24 protein-coding genes are annotated in these 25,853 nt (G+C 69.3%); 18 read left to right on the top strand and 6 right to left on the bottom strand.

Annotated features, from left to right (window positions below):
* The first annotated feature begins 43 nt into the window (after positions 1–43).
* From K9U41_RS07010 to K9U41_RS07000, 3 genes are all read left to right on the top strand, one after another.
* A complete protein-coding gene (locus K9U41_RS07010) occupies positions 44–562 on the top strand; it encodes a hypothetical protein (RefSeq protein WP_282640138.1) in 519 nt (172 codons plus the stop codon).
* Positions 563–620: 58 nt separating this feature from the next.
* Positions 621–1,244: a histidine phosphatase family protein gene (locus tag K9U41_RS07005; protein ID WP_282640137.1), complete on the top strand. Its 624-nt coding sequence runs from the start codon at positions 621–623 to the stop codon at positions 1,242–1,244.
* A gap of 144 nt (positions 1,245–1,388) precedes the next feature.
* Positions 1,389–2,141, top strand: a complete 753-nt coding sequence (locus K9U41_RS07000) for a hypothetical protein (RefSeq protein WP_282640136.1) — start codon at positions 1,389–1,391, stop codon at positions 2,139–2,141.
* Between the two features lie 71 nt (positions 2,142–2,212).
* Here K9U41_RS07000 and K9U41_RS06995 read toward each other — a convergent pair whose 3' ends face one another.
* Positions 2,213–3,529 carry a hemolysin family protein gene (locus K9U41_RS06995; RefSeq protein ID WP_282640135.1) on the bottom strand — a complete coding sequence of 439 codons (1,317 nt, stop codon included), beginning with the start codon at positions 3,527–3,529 and terminating at the stop codon, positions 2,213–2,215.
* Positions 3,530–3,761: 232 nt separating this feature from the next.
* On the opposite strand from K9U41_RS06995, the gene aroC reads away from it, so the two are divergent.
* The 4 genes from aroC to K9U41_RS06975 all read left to right on the top strand — a co-directional run bounded on the left by aroC (position 3,762) and on the right by K9U41_RS06975 (position 7,906).
* Positions 3,762–4,874, top strand: a complete 1,113-nt coding sequence (gene aroC, locus K9U41_RS06990) for a chorismate synthase (protein ID WP_282640134.1) — start codon at positions 3,762–3,764, stop codon at positions 4,872–4,874.
* A 125-nt stretch (positions 4,875–4,999) separates the two neighbouring features.
* On the top strand, positions 5,000–5,389 hold the full coding sequence (locus K9U41_RS06985; protein ID WP_282640133.1) for a PRC-barrel domain-containing protein: 390 nt from the start codon (positions 5,000–5,002) through the stop codon (positions 5,387–5,389).
* 126 nt (positions 5,390–5,515) lie between these two features.
* Positions 5,516–6,829, top strand: a complete 1,314-nt coding sequence (gene ribB / locus K9U41_RS06980) for a 3,4-dihydroxy-2-butanone-4-phosphate synthase (RefSeq protein ID WP_282640132.1) — start codon at positions 5,516–5,518, stop codon at positions 6,827–6,829.
* Between the two features lie 219 nt (positions 6,830–7,048).
* Positions 7,049–7,906, top strand: coding sequence for a DUF1194 domain-containing protein (locus tag K9U41_RS06975; RefSeq protein ID WP_282640131.1), 858 nt, complete (start codon positions 7,049–7,051; stop codon positions 7,904–7,906).
* Between the two features lie 6 nt (positions 7,907–7,912).
* On the opposite strand, the gene fni is transcribed toward K9U41_RS06975, so the two are convergent.
* Positions 7,913–8,944 carry a type 2 isopentenyl-diphosphate Delta-isomerase gene (gene fni / locus K9U41_RS06970; RefSeq protein WP_282640130.1) on the bottom strand — a complete coding sequence of 344 codons (1,032 nt, stop codon included), beginning with the start codon at positions 8,942–8,944 and terminating at the stop codon, positions 7,913–7,915.
* Positions 8,945–9,310: 366 nt separating this feature from the next.
* On the opposite strand from fni, the gene K9U41_RS06965 reads away from it, so the two are divergent.
* From K9U41_RS06965 to K9U41_RS06935, 7 genes are all read left to right on the top strand, one after another.
* Complete coding sequence (locus tag K9U41_RS06965; protein ID WP_282640129.1) at positions 9,311–10,243, top strand: polyprenyl synthetase family protein; 933 nt, start codon at positions 9,311–9,313, stop codon at positions 10,241–10,243.
* Entirely contained in the window at positions 10,240–11,226 is a 987-nt protein-coding gene (locus K9U41_RS06960) for an ABC transporter ATP-binding protein (protein WP_282640128.1), read from the top strand. The genes K9U41_RS06965 and K9U41_RS06960 overlap by 4 nt, the downstream gene beginning before the upstream one ends.
* Entirely contained in the window at positions 11,223–12,413 is a 1,191-nt protein-coding gene (locus tag K9U41_RS06955; protein WP_282640127.1) for an ABC transporter permease, read from the top strand. Before K9U41_RS06960 ends, K9U41_RS06955 begins: the two co-directional genes overlap by 4 nt.
* A gap of 93 nt (positions 12,414–12,506) precedes the next feature.
* Complete coding sequence (locus K9U41_RS06950) at positions 12,507–13,238, top strand: heme ABC transporter permease (protein ID WP_282640126.1); 732 nt, start codon at positions 12,507–12,509, stop codon at positions 13,236–13,238.
* A 22-nt stretch (positions 13,239–13,260) separates the two neighbouring features.
* Positions 13,261–13,443, top strand: coding sequence for a heme exporter protein CcmD (ccmD, locus tag K9U41_RS06945; RefSeq protein WP_282640125.1), 183 nt, complete (start codon positions 13,261–13,263; stop codon positions 13,441–13,443).
* The gene (locus K9U41_RS06940) at positions 13,440–14,054 is read left to right on the top strand and encodes a DsbE family thiol:disulfide interchange protein (protein WP_282640124.1); all 615 of its coding nucleotides are present in this window, start codon (positions 13,440–13,442) and stop codon (positions 14,052–14,054) included. The genes ccmD and K9U41_RS06940 overlap by 4 nt, the downstream gene beginning before the upstream one ends.
* A 51-nt stretch (positions 14,055–14,105) precedes the next feature.
* A complete protein-coding gene (locus tag K9U41_RS06935) occupies positions 14,106–14,918 on the top strand; it encodes a HesA/MoeB/ThiF family protein (protein WP_282640123.1) in 813 nt (270 codons plus the stop codon).
* 28 nt (positions 14,919–14,946) lie between these two features.
* On the opposite strand, the gene K9U41_RS06930 is transcribed toward K9U41_RS06935, so the two are convergent.
* Both K9U41_RS06930 and K9U41_RS06925 read right to left on the bottom strand, forming a co-directional pair.
* Entirely contained in the window at positions 14,947–16,914 is a 1,968-nt protein-coding gene (locus K9U41_RS06930; protein ID WP_282640122.1) for a tetratricopeptide repeat protein, read from the bottom strand.
* A gap of 112 nt (positions 16,915–17,026) precedes the next feature.
* Complete coding sequence (locus K9U41_RS06925; protein WP_282640121.1) at positions 17,027–18,028, bottom strand: 2-hydroxyacid dehydrogenase; 1,002 nt, start codon at positions 18,026–18,028, stop codon at positions 17,027–17,029.
* A gap of 177 nt (positions 18,029–18,205) precedes the next feature.
* On the opposite strand from K9U41_RS06925, the gene K9U41_RS06920 reads away from it, so the two are divergent.
* Entirely contained in the window at positions 18,206–18,733 is a 528-nt protein-coding gene (locus K9U41_RS06920) for an SH3 domain-containing protein (RefSeq protein WP_282640120.1), read from the top strand.
* Positions 18,734–18,786: 53 nt separating this feature from the next.
* Here K9U41_RS06920 and K9U41_RS06915 read toward each other — a convergent pair whose 3' ends face one another.
* Complete coding sequence (locus K9U41_RS06915; protein WP_012116092.1) at positions 18,787–19,107, bottom strand: 2Fe-2S iron-sulfur cluster-binding protein; 321 nt, start codon at positions 19,105–19,107, stop codon at positions 18,787–18,789.
* Positions 19,108–19,423: 316 nt separating this feature from the next.
* Here K9U41_RS06915 and K9U41_RS06910 point away from each other — a divergent pair, with 316 nt between their 5' ends.
* The 3 genes from K9U41_RS06910 to K9U41_RS06900 all read left to right on the top strand — a co-directional run bounded on the left by K9U41_RS06910 (position 19,424) and on the right by K9U41_RS06900 (position 25,656).
* Positions 19,424–23,659: a hypothetical protein gene (locus tag K9U41_RS06910; protein ID WP_282640119.1), complete on the top strand. Its 4,236-nt coding sequence runs from the start codon at positions 19,424–19,426 to the stop codon at positions 23,657–23,659.
* A gap of 184 nt (positions 23,660–23,843) precedes the next feature.
* Positions 23,844–24,617 carry a hypothetical protein gene (locus K9U41_RS06905; RefSeq protein ID WP_282640118.1) on the top strand — a complete coding sequence of 258 codons (774 nt, stop codon included), beginning with the start codon at positions 23,844–23,846 and terminating at the stop codon, positions 24,615–24,617.
* A 34-nt stretch (positions 24,618–24,651) separates the two neighbouring features.
* Positions 24,652–25,656 (top strand): P1 family peptidase, encoded by a 1,005-nt coding sequence (locus K9U41_RS06900; RefSeq protein WP_282640117.1) that lies wholly within the window; start codon positions 24,652–24,654, stop codon positions 25,654–25,656.
* Between the two features lie 2 nt (positions 25,657–25,658).
* Here K9U41_RS06900 and K9U41_RS06895 read toward each other — a convergent pair.
* The coding region (locus K9U41_RS06895) for a hypothetical protein (protein ID WP_282640116.1) at positions 25,659–25,853 on the bottom strand (195 nt) is incomplete at its 5' end.

The following is a 25,853-nucleotide window of genomic DNA, read 5'->3' as shown; positions in this document are numbered from 1 at the left end:
ACTGCAAACCCGCCGCGCCCCCGCGCGCCATCAGGAGACCCTTATGCCGGCGATCGTCCTTCGCGCCGCCCTGTCCGCCCTGGCGGTTTCAGCCGGCCTTCTGGCAGGTCTTCTGGCCACGTCCGGCGAGGGTTTCGCGCAGAGCCCGCCGACGCTCCAGGAATACCCGCTGCGTGACCGCATCTTCGGCCCCGGCGGCGCCGTCTTTCCCGACTATGTGACGCCCAGCGAATACGGCACCGCCTTCCTGATCGGCGGCTCGGGCACGCGCAGCGCCCTGTTCGCCGCCGGCACGGCGGACTTCAACTGCCAGCAGACCCAGGTGCCCGCCATCAGGGTGCTGTCGGCCCCGCCCGGCGGGCAGGTGTTCATCCGCTATGGCAGCTTCACCGCACGGGCCATCGACGGCGGCGCCACCACGCTCTGCCTCGGCCGGCCGGCCAGGGGGCTGATCGTCAGCTTCAAGGGCAAGGCGGCGCCGGGTTCGCAGATCGCCCTCAGGGTGACCTATCCGCCGCGCGGCGCCTGGTATGACCACGTCATCCCGGTTCCCCCGCGGTGATCCCCCTGAAGGCGGCGCTTCAGCCCTCCGGTTCCCGCTGCGCGCCGGTACAAGCGCCATGACCCCTGCGATTGCGACTGCCACCCCGGCTGCCACGACCACGCGGCGCTTTTTCCTGGTGCGCCACGGCGAGACCGACTGGAACGTGGTCGGCCGCCTGCAGGGCCGCCGCGACGTGCCCCTCAATGCGCTGGGCCGCATCCAGGCCGGGCGCGTCGGCCGCGTGCTCCCCCAGCTCGCCGGCGATCCCAAGGCGCTCGCCTACGTGTCCAGCCCCCTGTCGCGGGCTGTGGAAACCATGCGCATCCTGCGCACCAGCCTCGACCTGCCCGCCAGCGAGTTCCCCACCGACCCGCGCCTCGCCGAAATCTCGTTCGGCCAGTGGGAGGGCCAGACCTGGCCCGAACTGCGCCGCCGCGACCAGCTCAACGTGCGCAAGCGCGACCTAGACCCATGGAATTTCACGCCGCCCGGCGGCGAAAGCTACGGCGACCTGTGCGAGCGGGTGAACGCCGCCTGCGCCGAGATCGAGGACGATGCGGTCATCGTCACCCATGGCGGCGTCATCCGGGCGCTCCTGCACGTGAAGGCCGGCATGCCGGCCGCCGAGGCCGCCGTCCTGCCGGTGCGCCAGGGCGCGGTCTATGTGGTGACCCCCGGCGGCTTCGAGGTGGCGGACTGAAGGTCCCGCACCGCGTCCGCGCAGCCCCTCTCCCTTGGCATTTTTCTTGCTGTGTCAAACCGGTACGCCCGGCAGCGTTGTCGTGAACGCGACGACTCTGCCTTTCCTTGATGCCTTTTGACCCGAGCCCCAGGGGACCCTTTCATGACCGACATGGCCGAACTGCAAAAGCGGAAGATGCCGCTCAACCTCGCCATCGTGCACGTGGACCCCGACGCCTTCATCGCCAACTACATGGGCTGGCTCGAAATCACGAAGTTCATCACCGACCTGCGCGCGGACGAGGCCACCGTTCCGGCCGACGGCAAGACCCCTGCCCTGACCCCCGCCCAGCTCGCCAATGGCGGCGTGCACAATGTGGGCAACGACGCGGTCTTCGCCTTCTGCATGACGGCTGCGCTGAAAGCCGACAAAGCCGCGGTGGACAAGGTGGAAGCCGCCCTCATCGACATGATGGGCAAGGAATATCCCGGCAATTTCGCGCTCTGGCACTTCCGCACCCAGATCGACACGCCGATCACGCTGGAGGACTTCGTCGGACAGGCCGGCAAGAAGATGCTGCTCGGCGACATCCCGCCGCCGCCGCTGCGCGCCAAGGAAAACTGGAGCGCGGGCCTGCGGTTCTTCGAGAAGGCGCGCAAGTCCAACTTCGTCCACGAGATCATGTACCCGCTGGCGCTCTGGCATCGCGCCAAGTGGAACGAGACCCTGGAGAAGGGCATCGCCTTCCTCAAGCACATCGAGGACACGGTCCCGGTGCTGCGCGAAACCCTGGAAGAGAAGCGCAACGACCAGCCCTTCATCGCCAACATCCTGCTGAAGAATGCGTTCGGCGTGGATATGGAGCTGACCGAGGAATACGAAGGCTTCCTGCGCTCCCTCGCCCGGCGCGACTGAGGCGCCGCCTCCAGGCCCTCGCCTCCCTTGCCCTCGCCCCAGTCGGGCGAGGGTCGTTGGGGCGAGAGTGGTCAGGCCTCCCCGGCGACCTTCTGCCGGTGGAGCACGTGGGGACGGGACACCAGCAGCTTGTCGATGCGCCGGCCGTCCATGTCCACAATCTCGAAGCGCCAGCCCAGCGCCGTGAAGACCGCGCCCTCCTCCGGCAGTTCCTTGATGTGCGACAGGGCGAAACCCGCCACCGTGTGGTAGCCGTCATCGACCTGGAAGGCCACGTCGAGCAGGTCCCGCAGTTCGTCGATGGGGGTTTCGCCGGCCACCAGATAGCTGCCGTCCTGCCGCTCCACCACGTTGCGGGCCTCGTTATACTCGGGCGCATCCACCGAGCCGGTGATGGCGAGGAGCAGGTCGTAGCCGGTGACGACGCCGGCCATGTCGCCATACTCGTCCACCACGATGCCCATGGGCACCTCGGCGCCGCGCAGGATGCGCATGGCTTCCAGCGCCCCCACATTCTCCACGATGAACGGCACCTGCTGCACGAACTGGCGGGGATCGGGCCGCTCGCCCTTGAGATAGGCGTCGAGCACGCGCTTGGCCTGGATGACGCCGATGGTCTCCTCCGGCGAGCCCTCGCAGGCGGGCAGGCGCGAATGGGGCGTGTGGAGGAGCACCTGGCGCACCTCTTCCGCATCCTTGGAGATGTCCACCCACTCCACGTCGGGCCGCGGCGTCATGATGGCGGTCACCGGCCGGTCGGCGAGACGCATCACGCCGGCGATCATGCGCCGTTCGGCGGGATCGATGACGCCGGCGGTCTCGGCCTCGGTGATGATGGCGCGGATTTCCTCGTCGGTGACAGCGCTGGAACTGGCGCCCCGTTCGCCGAGCAACCTCAGGACGAAACGGGTCGAGGCGTCGAGCAGCCACACCGCCGGCAGCGACACCTTGGAGAGTGTCATCATCAGCGGTGCCAGGGTGCAGGCCAGCGGCTCGGGATTCTGCAAGGCCAGCCGCTTGGGGATGAGTTCGCCGATCACCAGCGACAGATAGGTGATGGCGGCCACCACCACCGTATAGCCGATGGGCTGGGCGAAGCTGTCCGGCATGCCGGAGTCGCGCAGGAAGCTGCTGAAGGTTTCACCCAGGCTGGCGCCGGAGAAGGCGCCGGCGAGAATGCCGATGAGGGTGATGCCGATCTGGACCGTGGAGAGGAAGCGGCCGGGATCCTCGCCGAGCCTCAGCGCGGCAATCGCCCCGCGACGGCCCCGGTCGGCAAACGTCTTCAGCCGCGCCGGGCGCGACGAAACGATGGACAATTCCGCTGCGGCCAGAACGGCATTGAGCAACACCAGGAAAAGGACGATCAGGATTTCGAGCAAAGGCATGGCGGGGTAGAAAATTCTCCGTCGGCGCGTCTCATAGCACATCTGCGCGCAGCTGTGTGACAGGCTGGCCACATTTGCGGCGGGGATTTCACAAACCCGAGCACCCATCCGGCGCGACTCAGGTCCCCACCGGGCCTGGGCCGGACCTTGGAGGCCAACGTTGGAGACATCAGTTTCCTCGGGCGTGATCCTCGTCTATTGAGCCGGGACGAGTGAGGGATAGTGTCGCGCCATGTCGTTCAACACGTTCGGGCATCTGTTTCGGGTCACCACCTTCGGCGAGAGCCATGGGGCCGCCATCGGCTGCGTGGTGGACGGCTGCCCGCCGAACCTGCGCTTTACCCTTGAAGATGTGCAGGCCGCCCTTGACCGGCGCCGGCCCGGCCAGTCGCGCTTCACCACCCAGAGGCGCGAGCCGGACCAGGTGAAGGTGCTGTCCGGCACGCTGGAGCATCCGGACGGCGGCCTCATCACCACCGGCACGCCCATCGCCCTGCTCATCGAGAATGTGGACCAGCGCTCCAAGGATTATGCCGACATCGCCGGCGCCTACCGGCCGGGGCATGCGGATTTCACCTACGACATCAAGTACGGCATCCGCGACCATCGCGGCGGCGGGCGCTCCTCGGCGCGGGAGACGGCGACGCGGGTCGCCGCCGGCGCCATCGCCGCCAAGGTGCTGCCCGGCGTCACCGTGCGCGGGGCGGTGGTGCGCATCGGCGAGATCGAGGTCGATCGCAGCCGCTGGGACTGGAACGAGGTTCCCAACAACCCCTTCTTCTGTCCCGATCCGAAGACGGTGCCGCTCTGGGAAGAGTATCTGGATGCAGTGCGCAAGGCCGGCTCCTCCATCGGGGCGGTGGTGGAACTGGTGGCGGAAGGGGTGCCGGCGGGCCTCGGCGCCCCGCTCTACGGCAAGCTCGACGCCGACCTCGCCAGCGCCCTGCTGGGCATCAATGCGGCCAAGGGGGTGGAGATCGGCGAGGGCTTCAACGCCGCCCGCCTCACCGGCGAGGAGAATGCCGACGAGATGCGCCTCGGCAACGAGGGGCGCCCGCACTTCCTCTCCAACCATGCGGGGGGCATCCTCGGCGGCATCGCCACCGGGGCGCCCATCGTGGCGCGGTTTGCGCTGAAGCCCACCTCCTCCATCCTCACCCCCCGGCAGACCGTGGACCGCACCGGCCAGGAGACGGAGATCTTCACCAAAGGCCGGCACGACCCCTGCGTCGGCATCCGCGCGGTGCCGGTGGGCGAGGCCATGATGTGGTGCGTGCTCGCCGACCATGTCCTGCGCCACCGCGGACAGGTGGGCGAGAGCGTGGCTTGGCCGTTCAAGGGGTGATGCGGCCCAGGCTGCTGGAGCGCGACTGTATAGCAGGTCAGGAAAACAGTATTTTCAGGTGATGGGAACGTGGTGTCCGCGCATGCGTTGGTAGAGCATCCGTCTTCTCTAGGGAGATCAAACGAATGCAGACCGACACGCAGAACCCCAATATCAAGGAAACCCCGAGCCTTGTCGCCAGCGACATGGTGGTGGGCACCGCGGTCTACGATCCGCAGGACGAGAAGATCGGCTCGGTCGAGCGGCTGATCCTGGAAAAGACCAGCGGTCGCGTGTCCTACGCCGTGCTGAGCTTCGGCGGCTTCCTGGGCATCGGCGAGGATTACTACCCCGTGCCGTGGCAGATGCTGACCTATGACGAATCCGTCGGCGGTTTCCGCGTGAACATCTCGCGCGAGCAGATCGAAAATGCGCCGAAGTACAGCGCGTCCGACGATTACGACTGGAGTTCGGACAACGGCCGGCGGGTCTCGGACTATTATGGCGTACCGCCCTTCAGCGCCACCGCCATGTGATCGCGGCCCAACACCCACGACGGAAAGGCTGCCGCCCGGCAGCCTTTTTCCACATGGCCAGTTCAGTGAACATGAATGTTTTCAAATTTTCATTGTCACTGAATTTTCCCGCGCTATGCTGTCGCCATGAAGCTCGCGGAATGGCTTTCAGCGACCGGAACGAAGCGCAGCGCCTTTGCGAAGCAGGTGGGCATGTCGCCCGCCAGCGTCACGGCCCTGTGCAACGACGACCGCGCCTGGATCTCCCGCGAGACCGCCGAGAAGATCGCGCAGGCCACGGGACACGAGGTCACGCCCAACGATTTCCTCGGGCTTCCCGCGCCCAGTATCCGAGGTTTGCCCGTGACCGATAACACCCAGGCCCGCGTCCAGTCCGCCATCGAAGCGTTCGCGCGGGGAGAGATCGTGGTCGTCACCGACGACGACGACCGGGAGAATGAAGGCGACCTGATCCTCGCCGCCTCCCTCGCCACGCCCGAGAAGATGGCCTTCGTCATCCGCAACACTTCGGGCATCGTCTGCACGCCCCTGCCCCCGTCGGAGGCCAAGCGGCTGCGGCTCGACCCCATGGTGTCGAACAACGATGCGCCCATGGGCACCGCCTTCACCATTTCCATCGACGTGAAGCACGGCACCACCACCGGCATTTCGGCGGAAGAGCGCACCAACACCGTGCGCGCGCTCGCCAATCCCAACATGGGCGCGGCCGATTTCGTGCGGCCCGGCCACGTGTTCCCGCTCATCGCCAAGGAAGGCGGCGTGCTCATGCGCTCGGGCCACACCGAGGCCGCGGTGGACCTGTGCCGCCTCTCCGGCGTGCCGCCGGTGGGCGTCATCGCCGAGCTGGTGAACGACGATGGCACCGTGCAGCGCGGCCCGCAGGTGACCGCCTTTGCCGAAAAGCACAGCCTCACCCGCATCTCGGTGGCCGACCTCATCTCCTACCGCCAGGCCCGCGAGAAGCTGGTGACGCGGGCGGCGGAATTCCCCGTGCCCACCTGCGTCGGCGAGCTGCAGGGCTTTTCCTATGTGACGCCGTTCGACCCGGTGAACCACCTGGCGCTGGTCAAGGGCCGCATCGGCGACGGCGAGAAGGTGCTGGTGCGGCTGCACCGCGCCGATCCCATCGCCGACGCCTTCGGCGGCGGCAAGTCCATCCAGCGCGCGCTGGAGCGCATCGAGGCGGAAGGCCGCGGCGTGCTGGTCTATCTGCGCGACGGTACCGCCGGCGTTCCTGCCATCGCCATGGGCCATGGCACGGAAAAATCGTCCAGCGAGATCGAGCGCGACCGCCATTGGCGCGAAGTGGGCCTCGGCGCCCAGATCCTGCGGGACCTCGGCATCGTCTCGATTCGCCTTCTGGCCTCCAAGTCCCGCACCTATGTGGGCCTCGCCGGCTTCGGCATCGAGATCGTGGATACCGAGCCCCTCGAGGCCTGAGCCCGTTTTTCCCCTGCTGGATTTTTGTGCAGCGCAGGGCAGGCTAAGCCGTTGTGACAGAACGACGACAGTCCTGCTCCAGGTGGAGAAGCCAGCGATCGCAACGCTTCGCTCGAAATCGTGAGCTAAAAAGAGGCGGCTAATCTCTTTCCCGCCCCGATGGAAGGTGTCAGCATCCGTGTGACGTGATGCTGCGCTTTCCCATCGGGGGAGAGAAAAATGTTTTCGCGCCGCCTCTGGTCCCGTTCCCTGTCCCGGCCGGTGTGTCGGCGCTTCGTTACGGCTCTTGCTCTCCTCGTCCTCGCCGGCACCGCGCCGGCCCGGGCCGGAGGCGCCGGCGAGGACGTGGACCTCGAACTCGTCCTCGCCGTGGATGTTTCCTATTCCATGGATACGGAAGAGCAGGCCCTCCAGCGGGAGGGCTATGCCGCCGCTGTCGTCTCCCGCGAATTCCTGGATGCCCTGCGCCTTGGCCCCATCGGCCGCATCGCGGTGGAATATGTGGAATGGGCCGGCGACGGCGAGCAGAAGGTGGTGGTGGACTGGCGCGTCATCGACAGCCCCCAGACCGCCAGGGCCTTCGCCGACGCGGTGCTGGGCGCGCCACTGCGGCGGGTGTACCGCACCTCCATATCGAGCGCGCTGCTGTTCAGCGCCGACCAGTTTGACCTCAACGGCTACAAGGGTTTGCGGCGCGTCATCGACGTTTCCGGCGACGGCGTGAACAATCAGGGCCCGCCGGTGGCCCTGGCGCGCGACGCCGTGGTGCAGCGGGGCATCACCGTGAACGGCCTGCCCCTGCTGCTGAAGCGCGCCGCCTCCTCCGCCCTCGATGTGCCGGAGCTGGACGCCTATTATGAGGATTGCGTCATCGGCGGGCCGGGCGCCTTCGTCATCCCGGTGCAGCATACGGAAGAGTTCGCCCGCGCCATCAAGACCAAGCTGGTGATGGAGGTGGCGGGCGTGGTGCCGCCCCCCGGCCCCGGCCCCGGCCTCGTCCAGCGCGCGGCGGCCACCGAGCCGCGGGTCTCCTGCACCATCGGCGAGAAGATCTGGATGGATCACTGGGCCAATTGAGGCCGGTCAATCGGTCGTGGCGAGCGGCACGCGGCGCAGCGCCGCAAGGTCGGCGGCGCCGGTGGCAAAGCAGGCGATGCGCAGCTGGTCCGTCATCTGCGCAAAATGCTCCACCACCGCCTCGGTGGAGGTGACGGCGGCCTTCAGCGTGCCCGCCGCCTGGCCCACGAGATCGGCCCCCAGCCGGATGGCCTTGGCCGCATCCACCCCGTGCCGCACGCCGCCGGAGGCAATAAGGGGCAGGTTCGGGCAGGCCGCGCGCGCCTCGACCACCGCCTCAGCGGTGGGAATGCCCCAGTCGGCGAAGGCGGCGGCCACGGCGCGGCTGCGCCCGGAGCCGCGCTCGCCCTCCACCAGCGCCCAGTTGGTGCCCCCTGCCCCGGCCACGTCCAGCGCCGCGACCCCGCAGTCCGCCAGCCGCCGGGCCAGCGCGCCGGAAAGGCCGAAGCCCACCTCCTTCACCACCACCGGGACGGACAGGCCGGCGCAGAGCCCGGCAATGCGATCGAGGACACCCCGCCAATCCCGGTCGCCGCCCGGCTGGATCGCCTCCTGCAACGGGTTCAGGTGGATGACGAGGGCATCCGCCCCGATCATCTCCACCGCGCGGCGGGCCGCATCCACGCCGTCCGCGGCCAGAAGCTGGGCCGCGCCGAGATTGGCGAAGAGCGCGATGTCCGGCGCCCGCCGCCGCAGGTCGGCGCCGAGGCCGCCGGCCGAACCGGTCTCGATGGCAATGCGCTGGGAGCCGACGCCCAGCGCGATGCCCAGCGCCTGCGCGGCTTCGGCGAGGTGGGCGTTGATGGCTTCCGCCCGCGCCGGCCCGCCGGTCATGGCGGAGATCAGGAACGGCGCCCTCAGCGTGCGTCCGAGAAAGCCTGTGGTCAGGTCGATGGCGTCAAGATCGAGTTCGGGCAGGGCGCAATGGATGAAGCGCACCCGGTCGAAGCCCGCATCCACGCGCGAGGCCACGCGCCCGCCCGCGAGCACGATGTCGATATGGTCGTCCTTGCGCCGACCCGCGCCGCTTTCGTCCATCGACCCTCGCCGGCACCCGCCTTCAAAAAGCGAACGCGATTTGCCTGAAGCCGCGGCGAGGACGCCACACGCCGGCAGAATCTGTCGCGCGGCGCGCCCCGCGCTCTGGCATCCTTCCTTAAGGGGTGATCTAAAGTCGTTCAAGGCAACGTAATTTGGCAACGTATCTGCCAGCAGGGGTGCGCCCCCGCAGCACAGCATAAGATGAGGGCGTGGATGGCGCAGAAGGGCGGACGGGACCGGCGGACCTCGGAAGGTTCGCACGACGCGCTGCGGCCAAGCACGTCTCAAGGCGCCTCGCAAGGTGGTTCCACCCTGGTGCTGGCCGTAGCGGAGCCGGAGTCGAACCGGGCACCGGATGGACGCGTGCAGGATCTGGAGGAGCTACCGACAGCGACCTTCCCGCCGCGCTCGCGCGACCTGTCCTTCCTTCGGGCGGTGATCGATCGCCGGCTCGGCCTTCTGGTGCCGCCGGCCGCCGCCCACCCGGCAGTGCTGCATGCCGCCATGCGGCACATCCTGCTCTCGCCCGGCAAAAGGCTGCGCCCGCTGCTCACCCTTGCCGCCGCGATCCAGCTCAATGCCTCCGAGCACGCGGTGCTGGATTTCGGCTGCGCGCTGGAGATGATCCACGCCTCCTCCCTGATCGTGGACGACCTGCCGTGCATGGACGACGCCACCATGCGGCGCGCCCAGCCCACCACCCATGTGCAGTACGGCGAGGACGTGGCCGTTCTCGCCTCCATCGGCCTGCTGTCGCGCGCCTTCGGGGTGGCGGCGGCGGCGCCGGGGGTGAGCGAGCACGCGCGCCTCGAAGCGGTGGCGATCCTGTCCATGGCGGTGGGCTCGCTGGGCCTGTGCGGCGGCCAGTATGACGACCTCAGGCCCAGCCCCGGCCGCAGCCTTTCCGCCACCGAGGACGTGAACCGCCGCAAGACCGGCGTGCTGTTCTCCGCCGCGGTGGAGATTGCCGGCCATGTGGCGGCGGCGAACGAGACCCAGCTCGGCCACCTGAAGGCGCTGGCCGGCCATGTGGGCCGCGCCTACCAGATCCTTGACGACATTCTCGATGCCTCGGCCTCCACCGCCAGTCTCGGCAAGGACGTGGGCAAGGACGCCCACAAGGCCACCGTGATCGCCTCGCTCGGCGCGCCCCGCGCGCGCAAGCTTTTGTCCGAGCACTTGGCGGGCGCGCTCGCCGCCTCTAAAGAGCTGGGGTCCAACACGGAAGGCCAGGAGCCCCTGCGAGATTTCATGACCGCTGCCTTCGGCGAACTGATGGGGCCGCTGGCGCCGTGAGCGCCGCGCCCCGATATGATCTCCCCACGGAAGACCTGATCCCGGCTCCATCACTGGCCTCGCCGTTGGCCATCTCGGGCCTTCACGTGGGCTATGGCGCGCGCGCCGTTCTGGCGGGCGTCGATCTTGTCGTGCCCGAAGCCACGGTGACGGCGCTCACCGGCCCCAACGGCGCGGGCAAGACCACCCTGGTGCGCGCCATCTGCGGCCGCATCGCCCCCCGGTCCGGAACCGTGACGGTCTGCGGCGTTCCGGCGGCGGAAGGCGCCGCCCGCGCCCGCATCGGCCTCGCCCCGCAGGATATCGCTCTCTATCGCAGCCTGACCATTTCGGAAAATCTGGAGGTGTTCGCCAGCCTTGCCGGCGTGCCGGGCGCCGGTGTGCCCACCCGTGTCGCCAATGTGATGGTGCGTACCGGCGTTGCCGACCGCCGCAACGAGCGCATCGACCACCTGTCCGGCGGCTGGCAGCGCCGGGCCAACGTGGCGGCCGCCCTGGTGGGCGATCCGCGCCTGCTGGTGCTCGACGAACCCACCGTGGGGGTGGACGCCCCCGCCCGCGCGGAGCTGGCCGCCCTGGTGCGCAGCCTGGCGGCGGAAGGGCTCGGCATCCTCCTCGTCACCCACGATTTCGCCTTCGCCGAGGAGGTCGCCGACCGCGTCGCCATCCTGAAGGACGGGCGGGTGGCGCTGGAAGGCGAGTTGGGCGCCCTGGTCGCCGCGCACTTTCCCGACCAGCGGCGGGTGGAGGCGACCTTCGCCACCCCGCCGACGCTCAAGGGCCGGCAGGTGCTCGCCGCCCATGGCCTTCACCCCTCGCCGGACGAAACCGCCTTCAGCGGGGTGGTGGCGGACACGCCGGCCGCGGCGGGCGATCTCATCGCCGCCCTGAAGGCGGCGGGGCTGGTGCCCCGCACCCTCGCGCTCCAGGCCGCCGGGCTCGATGCGCTCTATGCCGCCGTCACCCGGAAGCCGTCCCCATGATGGTCGCCATCGTCCGGGCCATGGCCCTCACCTTGATGCGCGACCGCGGCGCGCTGCTGATGACCTTCGTGCTGCCGCCGGTGCTGTTCGTGCTGTTCGCGGCGGTGTTCGCCGGCACCGGAGGGGAAGCCTCCAGCATCAAGGTGGCGGCGGCGCGGACCACCGATGCCCCCGCCGCCCAGGTGCTGCTGGATGCCCTCGCCCGCGCGCCGGATGTGCACCTGACGCCGGTGGCGCCAGAGGATGTGGCCCGGCGCGTGGCGGACGGGCGGGACGACGTGGGCCTGATCGTGCGCGGCGATGTGGCCGCCGCCACCGACAAGCCGCCGCTGGTAGTCATCACCGACGCCGGCCGCAACGTGGCGGCAGCGCTGCTCGCCGCCCGCATCCAGCGCCTGTTCACCGAGGACCTGCCGGGCCTTGCCATGCGGCGGGTGGCCGGGCAGATCGAGGTGCTGGTGGGGCCATTCTCCGCCGAACAGAAAGCGCGGCTCGACGATGCCGTGGCCCGCGCCCCGGCACTGGTGGCCCAGGGCGGCGCCGACCTGATGGAGCGCCAGCCCCTCGCCAGTCGCCGGGCCGAGCCGGGGGTGAGCTATTATGCCGGCGCCATCGCCATGCTGTTCCTGCTGTTCGCGGCGGTGCAGGGGGCGGCGAGCCTGGTGGATGAACGCCGCTCGGGCGTGTTCGACCGCATCGTCATGAGTCGGGGCGGCGTGCTGGCGCTGGTGGGCGGCAAGCTCCTTTTCCTGATCCTCCAGGGGGTTGCCCTGGCCGCCGTGCTGTTCGCGGTGGCGCAGATCGTTTATGGCGTGCACGTGATCCAGCATCTGGGCACCGTCACGCTGGTGGCGGCGGCGGCCTCGGCGGCGGCGGCGGGCGTTGCCTTGCCGCTGGCGGCCATGGCGCGCACTCGCCATCAGGCGCAGACCCTCTCCACCTTCGCGGTGCTGCTGTTTTCGGCGGTGGGCGGCAGCATGGTGCCCCGCTTCCTGATGCCGGACTGGCTGCAGAAGCTCGGCGTGGTGACGCCCACCGCCTGGGGCATCGAGGCGTTCCAGGGCGCGCTGTGGCGCGGCGACGGGCTCGGCGATCTTGCCTTGTCCCTCGCCGTCCTGCTGGGCTATGGCGCGGTAGGCGCCGGCTTAACCTTGTGGATGATCCGCCGGCAGGTGCGGCTGGCCTGAGGGCAGGCCCGGCGGCAGGGGCACCCCTGCGACACGAAATCCTGAACGGCGAGAGCGCTTCCCTCCGGCGCGCGGGGGCTTTAGAACCGCGCCATGGCGATCCTCGACCTTGCCAACCCGGTCCGCTTCCTGAGCCTGTCCGCCCGCATCCTGCCTTGGATCGCGGGAGCGGCGGTGGTGACGCTCGCCGTCGGCTTCTTCCTCGCCTTCCGCGCCCCGCCCGACTACCAGCAGGGCGAGACGGTGCGCATCATGTACATCCACGTGCCGTTCGCGTGGCTCGGCCTGTTCGGCTATTCCCTGATGGCGGCCTCCTCCATCGGCATCCTGGTATGGCGCCATCCCCTGGCGGACGTGGCCCACAAGGCGGCAGCGCCGGTGGGCGCCACCTTCACCGCTTTGTGCCTCGTCACCGGCGCGCTCTGGGGCCGGCCCATGTGGGGCACCTACTGGGTGTGGGACGCGCGGCTCACTTCCATGCTGGTGCTGCTGCTGCTCTATCTGGGCCTGATGGCCCTGCGCGCCGCCATCGACGAGCCCAACCGCGCCGGGCGCGCGGCGGCGGTGCTCACCCTGGTGGGCTTCATCAACGTGCCCATCGTGAAATTCTCGGTGGACTGGTGGAACACGCTGCACCAGCCCGCCTCGGTGTTCCGCATGGGCGGCTCCACCATCGAATCGAGCCTGCTGTGGCCGCTGCTGGTGTGCGCCATCGGCTTCACGCTGCTGTTCGTGGCGCTGCACATGCTGGGCATGCGCACGGAAATCCTCCGCCGCCGCGTGCAGGCGCTGGAAGCCCGCGCCGCCGCCGAGGCGATGGCCTGAGCCGGCGGATGGACCACCTGTCATGACCCACTTCGCCTTCATTGCCGCCTCCTATGGCGTCGCCACGCTCGGCCTCGGGCTGCTCGCCGCCTGGCTCCTGGCCGATTACGGCCGCCAGCGCCGGGTGCTCGCCGATCTGGAGGCGCGCGGCGTCGGCAAGAGGTCCCGCCGCGAGACGGGGGATGCGCCGGGAGAAGCGCCATGAGCACACCCGACGAGACGCCCGGCCAGATGCCCGGCCCGGTGCGGCCCCGCCGCCGGCTGTGGCTGGTGGCGCTGCCGCTGGTGCTGTTTTTGGCGCTGGCCGGCCTGTTCTTCTCGCGGCTCGAAACCGGGGGCGACCCCTCGCGCATCCCCTCCGCCCTCGTGGGCAAGGCCGCGCCCACCATCGCCCTGCCGCCGCTGGAGGGCCTGAAGGGTCCCGGCGGCACGCCCTTGCCGGGGATCGACCTGGCGGCGCTTGCCGGCAAGCCGACGCTGGTGAACGTGTGGGCCTCCTGGTGCGGGCCGTGCCGGGACGAGCATCCCGTGCTGATGCAGCTTGCCAAGGATGGCCGCTTCAACCTCGTCGGCATCAACTACAAGGACGCGCCGGAGAACGCCCGCCGCTTCCTCGGCCAATATGGCCTGCCCTATCAGGCGGTGGGCGTGGACCCCAGGGGCCGCGCGGCCATCGACTGGGGCGTCTATGGGGTGCCGGAGACCTTCGTGGTCGCCAGGGACGGCACCATCGTCCACAAGTTCGTGGGGCCGCTGACGGCCGAGGCGGTGAACGGGACGCTGCTGCCGCTCATCGCGCGCCTGTCGGGAAGCTGAGCGGCCGCCGCAAGGGTGACGCCGGCGGCAACCGGATTTAAGGATTCCGCCATGGCCTTTTCCCCTGACGAGATCGAACGCTATGCCCGCCACATCGTGCTCCACGACGTGGGCGGGCCCGGCCAGCAGAAGCTGAAGGCGGCCACCGTGCTGGTGGTGGGTGCCGGCGGCCTCGGCGCGCCGGTGCTGCTCTATCTCGCTGCGGCTGGCGTGGGACGGCTGATCCTTGTCGAGGACGACGTGGTCTCCCTCTCCAACCTCCAGCGGCAGGTGATCCACCGCACGCAGGACGTGGACCGGCCCAAGACCGACAGCGCCCGCGATGCCATCGCCGCCCTCAACCCCCATGTGGAACTGGTGACCCACGCGGTGCGGCTCGACGCCGGCAACGCCCTGGATCTCATCGCCGGGGCGGACGTGGTGGTGGACGGCTCGGACAATTTCGCCACGCGCTATCTGGTGTCGGACGCCTGCGTGCTGGCGAAAAAGCCGCTGGTGACGGCGGCGCTCGGCGCCTTCGACGCCACGGTCACCACCCTGCGCGCCCACGAGACGGCGCCGGACGGCACCCCCAACCCCACCTATCGCTGCCTGTTCCCCGAACCGCCGCCGGCGGGCACCGTGCCGGCCTGCGCGGAAGCCGGCGTGCTGGGGGCGCTGGCCGGGATCGCCGGCTCGCTCGCCGCGCTGGAGGCGATCCGCGCCGTGGTGGGCTTCGGCGAGGGGCTGGTGGGGCGCCTGCTGATGATCGACGCCCGCGCCATGCGCTTCGAGACCCTGAGCTACGGCTGGGACCCGGACAACCCCCTGACCGGCACCGGCGACCGCATCACCGACCTGTCGGCGCATGTGCGGACCCCATGAAGGGGAGCCTCTCAGGCCATTGGAAAATCTACAGCAGCTCACGTATTTTATGAGTCATACGCTGAATCAAGCTCGACCAATCTCCCGCTATCGGCTGCCGGAAGAGCCGTAGGCTCGGAAAGAAGACGGTTTCCTCGCCTTCACATCCCCAGCGCCAATCGGGTACGGCCCGCAGGGCGACGAAGGTCGGAAAGCCGCAGGCGCCCGCCACGTTCGCAAGCGCGGTGTCGGTGGTGACCACCAGATCGAGAGTCTGCATCAGGCCGACCGTATCGACGAAAATGCCGTCCGCGTTAAAACCCGCGTCAGGCCGCACGATTGCTCCGGCGAAAGGGACCTGGTCCAGTTGCTCGGTGCCGGCGCCGTGTTGAAGAGACACAAGGCTCACGCCGGGGATCGCCGCCAGCGGAGCGAAAAGCGCCAGTGGGATCGAGCGCCCCACATCCACATTGCGCGACGGATTGCCCTGCCAGTTGATGCCGATGTTGAACGCACCGTCCTGGCGCAGATGACGCCATCTGGAAACCCTGTCCTGTGGCGGGGTGAGATAAGGCGCGGCGGGCCACCGGGCCGGATCGGGGGACACGAGATGGGGCAGGCTGCCGATGGGAGCCCAGCGCAGGCCCGGCATCGACTGGTCTATTCCCGATAGATCGGAGACGACCGGCACCCGGCCGTCGAGATCTCGAAGCAACGGGACGAGACCCGGCCGCGTGAGCAGGATCGTCCTGATCCCGCGATCCGCCAAAGTGCGCAGAAGGCGGCCGAAGAAGACGACGTCCCCGATCCCCTGCTCGCCCAGCGCAACCAGCATGTCCGGCGTTTCCCGTCCGTCCCAGCGCGTGAACGGCAGCGGGTTGAAGGGAGGCGGCAGTATCGCTTCGCGATGTTCGTATCCCGCCCAGCCCTCCAGCCACTGTCGTTCGGCGAGTTTTTCCGCCGCATTCGCATACTGGACATAGGGCTGCCCCGGATCGACCTCCAAGGCACGCCCGAGGGACTTGCGCATATCTTCCCGGCGGCCCTCATCCGCCAGCAGCCGGGCACGCGATACATGCGCGGATGCAAGCCGCGGATCGAGCGCGAGCGCCGCTTCGATGTCGCCCATGGCACCGGAAGCATCGTCCTGCGCCCGGCGAATTTCCGCGCGAAGCTGCAAGAGCATGGCTGATTTCGGATCGAGACGAAGGGCGCGTTCACACGCACTGCGCGCGGCGGGCATGTCCTCGATGAGATGCAGCACGGAAATCAGGCGCGCGTGGAACATGATGTTTTGCGGCGCAAGGTCGACAGCCTTCTCCAGGCTGGCACGTGCTTCTGCCCAGCGACCCAACCCCAGCAGAGCCTGCCCGCGCACGTATTCGGCGTCCGCAAGCCGGGGGGCCAGACGAAGCGCCGCGTCGGCCGCGGCAACGACATCCCTGGGACGCTCAAGTTCCAGCAAGGTACCCGCCAGATTGACGAGATGCAGCGGCTGCCAGGGCTGCAGGGCGACCAGCGCTTCGCTGTCGCGCAACGCCTCCTGCAGACGGCCCATGCGCGCAAGGGCGCCGGCGCGGTTGGAGAGGGCTTCGATCGACCGGGGATCCGCCGCCAGGACGGCGTCGTAGCAGGCCACCCCCTCCGCATATCGGCCGAGGGCGCAAAACGCATTGCCAGCCAGGAAGTGGGCTTCCAAGGGCGCGCCCTCAAGGCTCACGGCAGCCTGGAAGGCGGTCAGCGCCTTCTCCCAGTTACCCGTGCCCTGGTGGCTGGCACCAAGAAGGATCGCAGCATGGGGATTGCGCGGGTGCGCGTCCCGAAGGCGGCGCGCCGCTATGACGGCCTCCTTGGGCCGTCCCACTTGCAGCAGCTCGAAAATCAACAGGCGCTGGATGTCGAACGACGCGGAATGCGCTTTTGCAAGGCGGCGATAGATCGCGAGCGCCTGTTCGAACTGCCCCATCCTGTGCATGTCGGCCGCGCGCGAGAGCGCGATTGCGACGTCAGGAGACATGGGAAGAAAGACCCTCCCTGAACGTGAGATGGCGATCCACGGTCACGCGTCCCAATTGTCCCCTCCGGCCGATCCGCGCGAGCGCGGACCGACGCCGTGCCCGCCCCCAGCCTCACAGCATGGCGGGCAGCACGCGGTCCGGCGGACGGTGGCCGTCCATGAAGGTCTTGATGTTGACGATGACCTTCTCGCCCATGTCCACGCGGCCTTCCAGGGTCGCCGAGCCGAGGTGCGGCAGCAGCACCACCTTGCCCTGCTTGGCGAGGCGGATCAGCTTCGGGTTCACCGCCGGCTCGTGCTCGAACACGTCGAGGCCGGCGCCGGCCAGTTCGCCCGCCTCCAGCTGGCGGGTCAGGGCGTTCTCGTCGATCACCTCGCCGCGGGCGGTGTTGACCACATAGGCCTCGGGCTTGAGCAGCTTGAGCCGCCGCGCCGAGAGCAGATGGTAGGTGGCCGGCGTGTGCGGGCAATTGACCGACACGATGTCCATGCGCGCCAGCATCTGGTCGAGGCTGTCCCAATAGGTGGCGTCCAGCATCTCCTCGACGGCGGTGGGGAGGCGGCGGCGGTTGTGGTAGTGGATCTGCAGGCCGAAGGCCTTGGCGCGGCGCGCCACCGCCTGGCCGATGCGGCCCATGCCGATGATGCCGAGGCGCTTGCCCCAGATGCGCCGGCCCAGCATCCATGTGGGCGACCAGCCGAGCCACTCGTCCTTGTCGGAGATCACCGCCTGCGCACCCTCGGCGAGGCGGCGGGGCACGGCGAGGATCAGCGCCATGGTCATGTCCGCGGTGTCCTCGGTGAGGACGCCCGGCGTGTTGGTGACGGTGATGCCGCGATTGAGCGCGCTCGCCACGTCGATGTGATCGACGCCGTTGGAGAAGGAGGCAATCAGCCGCAGGTTTTCCCCAGCCTGCGACAGGACCGCCGAATCGATGCGGTCGGTCAGGGTCGGAACCAACACGTCGGCGGTCCTGACAGCCTCCACGAGCGCGGCCTGATCCATGGGCACATCGTCGAGATTCAATTGCGCGTCGAACAGCTCGCGCATCCGGGTTTCGACCGAGTCCGGCAGCTTGCGCGTGACGACGACGAGGGGTTTGCGACGCACCATCGTTACTCCCCATTCCCCATTTCTTAACGCTTCTGGTCCCGTCTATCAGACAGACAGGGAAACACAAGGCGCCCTGCACCGCGTGCCCTTGACGCGCCCGGCGGAGCGGCGCACTCCCCCGTTTCGAGTGCCATACGAAAGGACGAGCCCGTCATGCCCACGATGCGACCTCATCTGATGCGAAGCCTCAAGGCCCTTGCATTGGCGCTGGCGGTCACAGCGGGCGCGGGGCTCCAGCCCATCACCGCACGGCCCGCCCTGGCGGCCGAGGACGGCTCTTCCGGCCTGCCGGTGCCGCGCTTCGTCTCGCTCAAGGCCGACAAGGTGAACGTGCGCAACGGCCCCAACAAGGACCACGACGTGTCGTGGGTGTTCAACCGCGCCGGCCTGCCGGTGGAGGTCACCGCCGAGTTCGAGACCTGGCGCCGCATCCGCGATGCTGACGGAGCGGAAGGCTGGGTCTACCATTCCATGCTGTCGCTGCGCCGCACCGCCCTGGTGGCGCCCTGGCTGAAGGGCGAGACTGTGCCCATGCGCGATGCCGCCAACACCGATGCCAAGGTGGTGGCGCGGCTGGAGCCCGGCGTGCTCGGCGTGGTGAAGACCTGCGACGGCAAGTTCTGCCGGCTCATGGGCGACGGCTTCGACGGCTATGTGCAGCAGTCGCAGCTGTTCGGCATCTATCCCAACGAAAAGGTGGAATGACACCACGGCGGCCCGGCATCGCCGGACCGCATCCGGTGCAGATCAGTCCTGCCTCAGCCCTGCGTCTCGGGGATGTTCAGGACGAGCCCGTCCAGCGCCGCCGTCAGCTTGATCTGGCAGGACAGGCGGGAGCTGGGCCGCACGTCGGTGGCGAAATCCAGCATGCCCTCTTCCATCTCGGAAGGCTCGCCCACCTTGTCCGCCCAGGCTTCGTCCACATAGACGTGGCAGGTGGCGCAGGCGCAGGCGCCGCCACATTCGGCAACGATGCCCGGCACGCCGTTGCGCACCGCCGTCTCCATGGCGGTCGCGCCCTCGGGGCCCTCGACCTGATGCGCCGTGCCGTTATATTCGATGAAGGTGATGGCAACCATGAATGAGCCGCTTGCTGATCGCCCGCCGGAACCGGCCGTGGCGGAATGAGGACGTCGCGTCGTATCGCGATGCCTATAGCTGCAAGCGCGGGGCCACACCAGCTTTGCCAGGGTTGTGCTCCCGGTCGCGACCGGCGTTAACGATATCTTCATTATTGCGGCAAGGCCGGTTCAATCCGCGGCGCAGCATGGCTAGGATAAGGAACGGTAAACCATTTCCGTCCGGCCCCGCCGGATAGAAAGGGTGTGTGTACTGGACACGGCGCCCCGGCGGGGTCACCCCGCGCGCGCCGTCGAAGGCAGAGGCGACAGCGACATGAAGCAACCAAAGAAGATCCAGGACCCGACCGAGGCGGCTCTGTCGGCTATCCAGGAAGCTCTGACGCTGGAGCTCGACAATGCCGAAGCGGGTCCCTCGGCCAAGGGGCCTGACAGGGGAACCGAGCCCGCCTACTCTCAGGACCGCTCTGTCGGGGACCGCGCTGCCGGAGGCGAGCGCCTCCTGCCCTCGGCGCCGCCCCGCGACGGCCGGCCCATCAACCGCAGGCCCCGGCCGCCGGAAGGCGATGCCCTCAGGCCCGATGCGCCGCGGCCCGAAGGCCGGCGCGACGGCCCGCAGCGCGCGCGCATCGACGCCGAGCGCCGCGCCGCCAACGACGACCGCCAGACCATCGGCCAGCTGCTGGGCCAGCTCCAGAAGCGCTCGGCGGCCACGCCTTATTACTGGGCGGCCGGCGCCTCGGCGCTGTGGATCATCGCCGGCATCGCCTTCGCCTTCGCCTATCACCGGGGCCTGATGGCCAGCTCCAGCGGCGTGGACTCCCTGTTCACCTCCCCGGCCCTGCTCGGCATCTTCGCCGGCATCCTGCTGCCGCCGCTCGCCTTCTTCGGCCTCGCCAGCGTGCTGCGCCGGTCTCTGGAGCTTCAGGGCATCGCCCGCTCCATGACCGAGGTGGCCCTGCGCCTCGCCCAGCCGGAATCCATCGCCACCGAGACGGTGGTCACCGTGGGCCAGGCGGTGCGCCGCGAGGTGGCGGCCATGGGCGACGGCGTCGATCGCGCCATCTCCCGCGCCGGCGAGCTGGAAGCCATGGTGCGCGCGGAGGTGTCCATCCTCGAGCGCGCCTATGAGGAGAACGAGGCCCGCATCCGCTCCCTCATCGACGAGCTGCGGAACGAGCGCCACAACATTCAGATCGAGACCGAGCGCCTGCGCGAGGGCATCGTGAGCGCCGAGGCGGTGCTCTCCAACGAGGTGAAGGACGTGGCCTCGCGCATCCACGGCACCATGATGGAGGCCAGCGAGCAGGTCACCGAGATCCTGGGCCAGAAGGGCGAGCACATCACCGCCGCCCTCGCCCGGGTGGGCGACAGCATGATCGACGGCCTCACCGCCAAGGGCGGCGAGCTGATCGACCGCCTCCAGCTCACCGGCTCCGACATCCGCCAGGACCTGTCGGAATCCGGCGACCTGCTGGTGCACACGCTGAAGTCCCGCACCGACGACCTCTCCACCAACCTCCTGTCCACCACGTCGGACGTGGCCCAGCTCATCGACCGGTGGGGCGAGGACATCACCGCCAACATCGACCGCCTGAAGCACGGCATCGGCGAGACGCTGGCCGACAATTCGAACCGCTTCGCCGACGACATCGACCAGCGCGTGTCGCAGGTGAACACCGCCCTGCGCGCCACCAGCGAAAGCGCGGTGCAGGACTTCTCCACCCGCGGCGGCGAGCTGATCAAGAAGTTCGAGGAGACCGGCGAGCGCGTGGCCCAGACCCTCTCGGTGCGCGGCACCGACCTGGCCGACCGCATCGAGGTCACCGGCAACCGCATCTATGACGCCGTGGCCGTGCGCGGCGAGGACCTGCAGCAGCGCCTCGCCGAGACCGGCGAACGCATCACCTCGTCCCTCGACCGGTCCAGCACCCAGGTGGTGGCCGCCTTCGTCGACAAGGGCAACGAGATCAGCTCCTCGCTCAACATCGCCGGCTCGGACATGACCGAGCGGCTGTCCCGCGTCGCCGGCGAGGTGACGCAGGCCATCGGCGCGCGCGGCTCCAAGGTCACCGACGCCTTCCGCGAGACCGCCGACATGCTGGTCGCCACCATCGGGGTCAAGGGCGACGCCATCAAGGAGATGCTCACCGCCCGCCTCAAGGCGATCGAGGAGACCATCACCGTGGGCGGCGCCGACCTCGCCGAGCGCCTGCAGCACGACGGCTCCGCCATCGCCCGCACCATGCAGGAGGGCGTGCGCGCCTTCGACACCACCATGAAGGTGCACGCCCCCGAGCTGGTGGAGCAGATCGCCCACCGCGTCGCCGCGGTGAACGAGAACCTCAAGCACGCCACCTCCACCCTGGACGAGCGCCTGTCGGCCACCACCGACAATGTGGCCACCATCATGGACCAGCGCATCTCGCGCATCGAGCAGACGCTGGACCAGCGCTCCCAGAGCCTCACCGAGACCCTGGCCACCCGCACGGTCACCTTCGCCCGCACCATTTCCGAGGGCACCAAGTCCGCCACCGAATCCCTCGACAAGTCGGTGGAGACGCTGGAGAACTTCTTCGCCTCGCGGTCCAAGGCGCTGGGCGACGTGCTCACCGAGCGCGCCGAGGTGGTGAACCGCAACATCGGTACCCGGGCCGCCGAGATCGCCTCGGTGCTCGACGGCCGCGTCCACCGCATCGAGGAGCTGGTGCTCGGCCGCCTGGACGGGGTCGCCACCTCCCTCGAAGTGCGCGGCGGCGCCCTCGCCGACACCCTCGTGGGCCGCATCGAGACCGTCTCCGGCGCCCTGCGCGCCGAGGCGTCCGAGGTGGAGCGTTCGCTGTCGAACCTGTCGCAGAACGTCAGCCGCACCCTCACCGAGCATTCGGAAAAGGTGGCCGATGCCCTCGGCACCCGCCTCACCGAGATCGCCCATCTCATCGACGACAAGAACGGCACCTTCCTGTCGGCGCTGGAGCGCACCAGCCAGCGTGCCGTGGCGGAAATCACCGCCACCAACACCTCGCTCAAGAGCGACGTGGGCTCCATCATCGAGCGCCTCGCCGAGGCCAACGCCACCTTCCATGGCGCCATGTCCACGGCGGTGAACAACCTTGACGCCTTCTCCGGCTCGTTCGCCCGCCAGGTGGAGGGCTTCGGCGCCACCGTGGATGGCATCAGCCAGAACGCCGATGCCACCGCCTACCGCTTCCAGGGCCAGGTCGACTCCCTGCGCGAGGTGTCCACCGGCGCCCTGGCGCAGATGGCCTCGCTTGCGGAGCGGCTGGAGCAAAACCGCCAGCTCATGGACGAGGCCGCCCGCACCCTCGGCACGGCGCAGGACCAGGTGGACTCCACCCTCGCCGCCCGCCGCGGCGACATGGACCAGCTGACCCAGTCCCTGGTGCAGCGCATCGCCGACGTGGACGCCCGCGTCAGCGCCTTCCACGGCATGCTGGACCAGACCTTCACGGTGGCCCAGGAACGCGCCCGCCAGATCGCCAGCGTGGTGCAGGAAGCCACCTCCGGCTCCACCCAGGCGGTGGAGAACCAGCTCTCGCTGGTGCGCACCGCCGCCGACCAGGAACGCGAGCGCACCGCCGCCGCCCTGCGCGAGACCTATGCGTCGGCCCTCGCCGACGTGCAGACCCTGTTCGGCGAGACCGGCAACCGCTTCACCGAGGTGGCCGGCGACCTCAAGCGCGTGGCCGAGGACGTGCAGAAGGCCATCACCCTCGCCCGCGAGGAGATGAAGCGCGGCATCCTGGAGCTGCCGGCCGAGACCGAGGCCAGCGCCGCCACCATGCGCCGCGCCGTGGCCGAGCAGATCAAGGCGCTGGCCGAGCTGAACGAGATCGTGGCCCGCCAGGGCCAGGCCCTCGACGTGGTGGAGACCTCCGCCCGCACCGCGACGCAGGACGCCGCCCGCGCCTCCGCCGTCCGCGAGGCGTCCCGCGAGACCTCCCGCGGCCGCTCCGAGAGCGGCCTGCTCCAGAGCGAGCTGCGCCGCTCGGCGCCCCCTGCCGCGCCGCGCCGCGCCGAGCCGGTGGAGCGGCCGGCCCCGCGTCCCGCTCCGGTCCGCGAGGCTGTGTCCCGCGAAGCGCAGGGCGAGGAGCAGGAGGGCTGGCTCACCGAGCTGCTCGCCCGCGCCTCCGCCAACGTGACCGACGAGGACCGGCCCGCCGCCCGCGCCCCCCAGGCGCCAGCCGCCACCACGGTCTCCCTCGACGGCCTCTCGGCGGACATCGCCCGCATGGTGGACCACCAGGCGGCCGGCGAAATGTGGGATCGCCACAACAAGGGCGAAAACCACGTGTTCTCGCGCCGCCTCTACACCGCCCAGGGCCAGCAGGCGTTCGACACCCTGAAGCGCCGCTACCGGGCCGATGCGGAGTTCCGCGAGACCGTGGACCGCTACGTGACCGAGTTCGAGCGCCTGATGGAACAGGTCTCCGGCGACGATCGCGGCAGCGCCCTCGCCAAGACCTACCTCACCTCCGACACGGGCAAGGTCTACACCATGCTCGCCCATGCCGCGGGCCGGCTCGACTGAAAATGATGCAGTGCAGCACACCGGGGCTTCCCTCCGGCGTGCTGCACGGCTATCCATCGGTGCCGGGCTTCCCCGCGCAGGGGCCATCCCTTCGGCAAAACTGTCTTTTCGCCCACAGAGAGCGCGATCAGCCCGGGGGAAATGACCCCGAGCCGATCGTGCGCCAGCGATCGGAGCCTGTGCCATGAAGACCTATATCTGTGCGGCCTATGCCGGCGGACAGGGCAAGACCACGCTCGCGCAAATGGTGTTTTCCGCGCTCCGGAAGCGCGACCTCGCCTACAAGCTGGTGGCCGCCGACTTCACCGACGGCACCGGCCATTCCAAGATCGGCAAGTTCTTCCCCTCCAAGGTGCTGGAGCTGGGCATCGGCTCGGCCCTTGGGTCCAGCAAGTCCGAGAACGACGCCAACGCCCCGCTGCGCTACTGGGACCGCTTCGGCGGCCTGCTGCTGACCGGCGGCGCGGTGCTGGACCTCGGCGCCAACGTGGTGCCGCAGCTGGTGCAGTGGGCCCACCACCGTCGCGTCACCCACATCATGCAGCAGCGCAACTCGCCGGAGATCGACCTCATCGTCATCACCAAGCCGGAGACGCACTCCATCGAGAACGTCTCCACCCTCATCGAGGACGTGGTGGTGGGCGGCGCCCTGCCGGTGGCCAACATCATCGTGGTGAAGAACGAGGTGGGCGGCTCCTTCGAGGGGCAGAACCTCGCCCGCATCGAGAAGGCGGGCGGCGGGCGCAGCCTGAGCTTTGTCAGCATCCCGCGCTGCACCTCGGAACTCTGGCCCCACCTGGAGCGCACCTTCACCCCGGTGGAGGAGGCGCTGGCCGCCACCGAGAACGACCTGTCCGAGAAATTCGGCATCGAGATCTGGTCCGCCTATGCCGGCCTCATGGACCTGAAGACCTGGTCCGACGACGTCTACGCCCAGCTCGGCCGGGTCGGCATCTGAGCACCCGCCACCAGCGCCGGCCGCAGGCCTGAGGGTGCGCAACCTCATCACCGACGTGCCCGGCCTTCGGGTCGGCAATGCCACCGATCCGCACATCGGCACCGGCGTCACGGTGGTGCTGTGCGACGAGCCGGCGGTGGCGGCGGTGGACGTGCGCGGCGGCGGTCCGGGAACGCGGGAAACCGACCTGCTGGATCCCGCCGCCACGGTGGCGCGGGTGGACGCCATTACCCTTTCCGGCGGCTCGGCCTTCGGGCTCGATGCCGCCTCCGGGGTCATGGCGGGCCTCGCCGCGCGGGGGCGGGGCTTCGCCGTGGGCACGGCGAAGGTGCCCATCGTGCCCGGCGCCATCCTGTTCGACCTGCTGAACGGCGGCGACAAGGGCTGGGAATCCCACCCGCCCTACGCCCAGCTCGGCCGCGACGCGCTGGAGGCGGCCGACCTCGACTTCACCCTCGGCTCGGTGGGCGCGGGAACCGGCTGCACCACCGCCACTGTGAAGGGCGGGCTCGGCTCGGCGTCCGCGATTGCCGCGTCCGGCCATGTGGTTGGCGCCGTGGTGGCGGTGAACGCGGCGGGCAGCCCGCTGTTCGGCGACGGCCCGCAGTTTCGCGCCGCGCCCTATGAGCGGGACGGCGAGTTCGGCGGCCTCGGCCTGCCCCAAGCCGTGTCACAGGCGCTGGCGGACGAGGTGACCCATCCGCACCTGAAGGGCGGCATCTCGCGCTTTTCCACCACCATCGCCGTGGTGGCCACCGACGCCATCCTCACCACCGTCGAGGTGCGCCGGCTCGCCATCATGGCGCAGAACGGGCTGGCCCTGGCGCTGTTTCCGGTGCACACGCCGCTGGACGGCGACGTGGTGTTCGCGCTCTCCACCGAAAAGCGCCCGCTGGAGGTGCCCCTGCCCGACCTCGCGCGGCTCGGCGCGCTGGCCTCGGTGGTGCTGGCACGGGCGGTGGCGCGGGCGATCTTTTGCGCCACCCGCCTGCCCTTCCCCGATTGCCAGAAGACGTGGCACGATCATTTCGCTTCCTAGAGTTATCGCATTTTCTTCACGCGAACCGGTGTCCACTTCGCTCGAAAATGCTCTAGAGCCTCTCCCCGTTTCATCGAATCGGGAAAACGCTCCAGGTTGTCGAGTTGGGCGCGTTTTCTTTCCGCGAACCGGTTTCCACTTCGCTCGAAAGCGCTCAAAGGACCAGACATGACCGCCCCTGCCCCCCGCCACATCCC

Source organism: Xanthobacter autotrophicus (assembly GCF_029991245.1).
Classification (GTDB): domain Bacteria; phylum Pseudomonadota; class Alphaproteobacteria; order Rhizobiales; family Xanthobacteraceae; genus Xanthobacter; species Xanthobacter autotrophicus_C.
The sequence above is the reverse complement of the archived record's forward strand: the minus strand, read 5'-3'. Positions and strand labels throughout refer to the sequence as shown.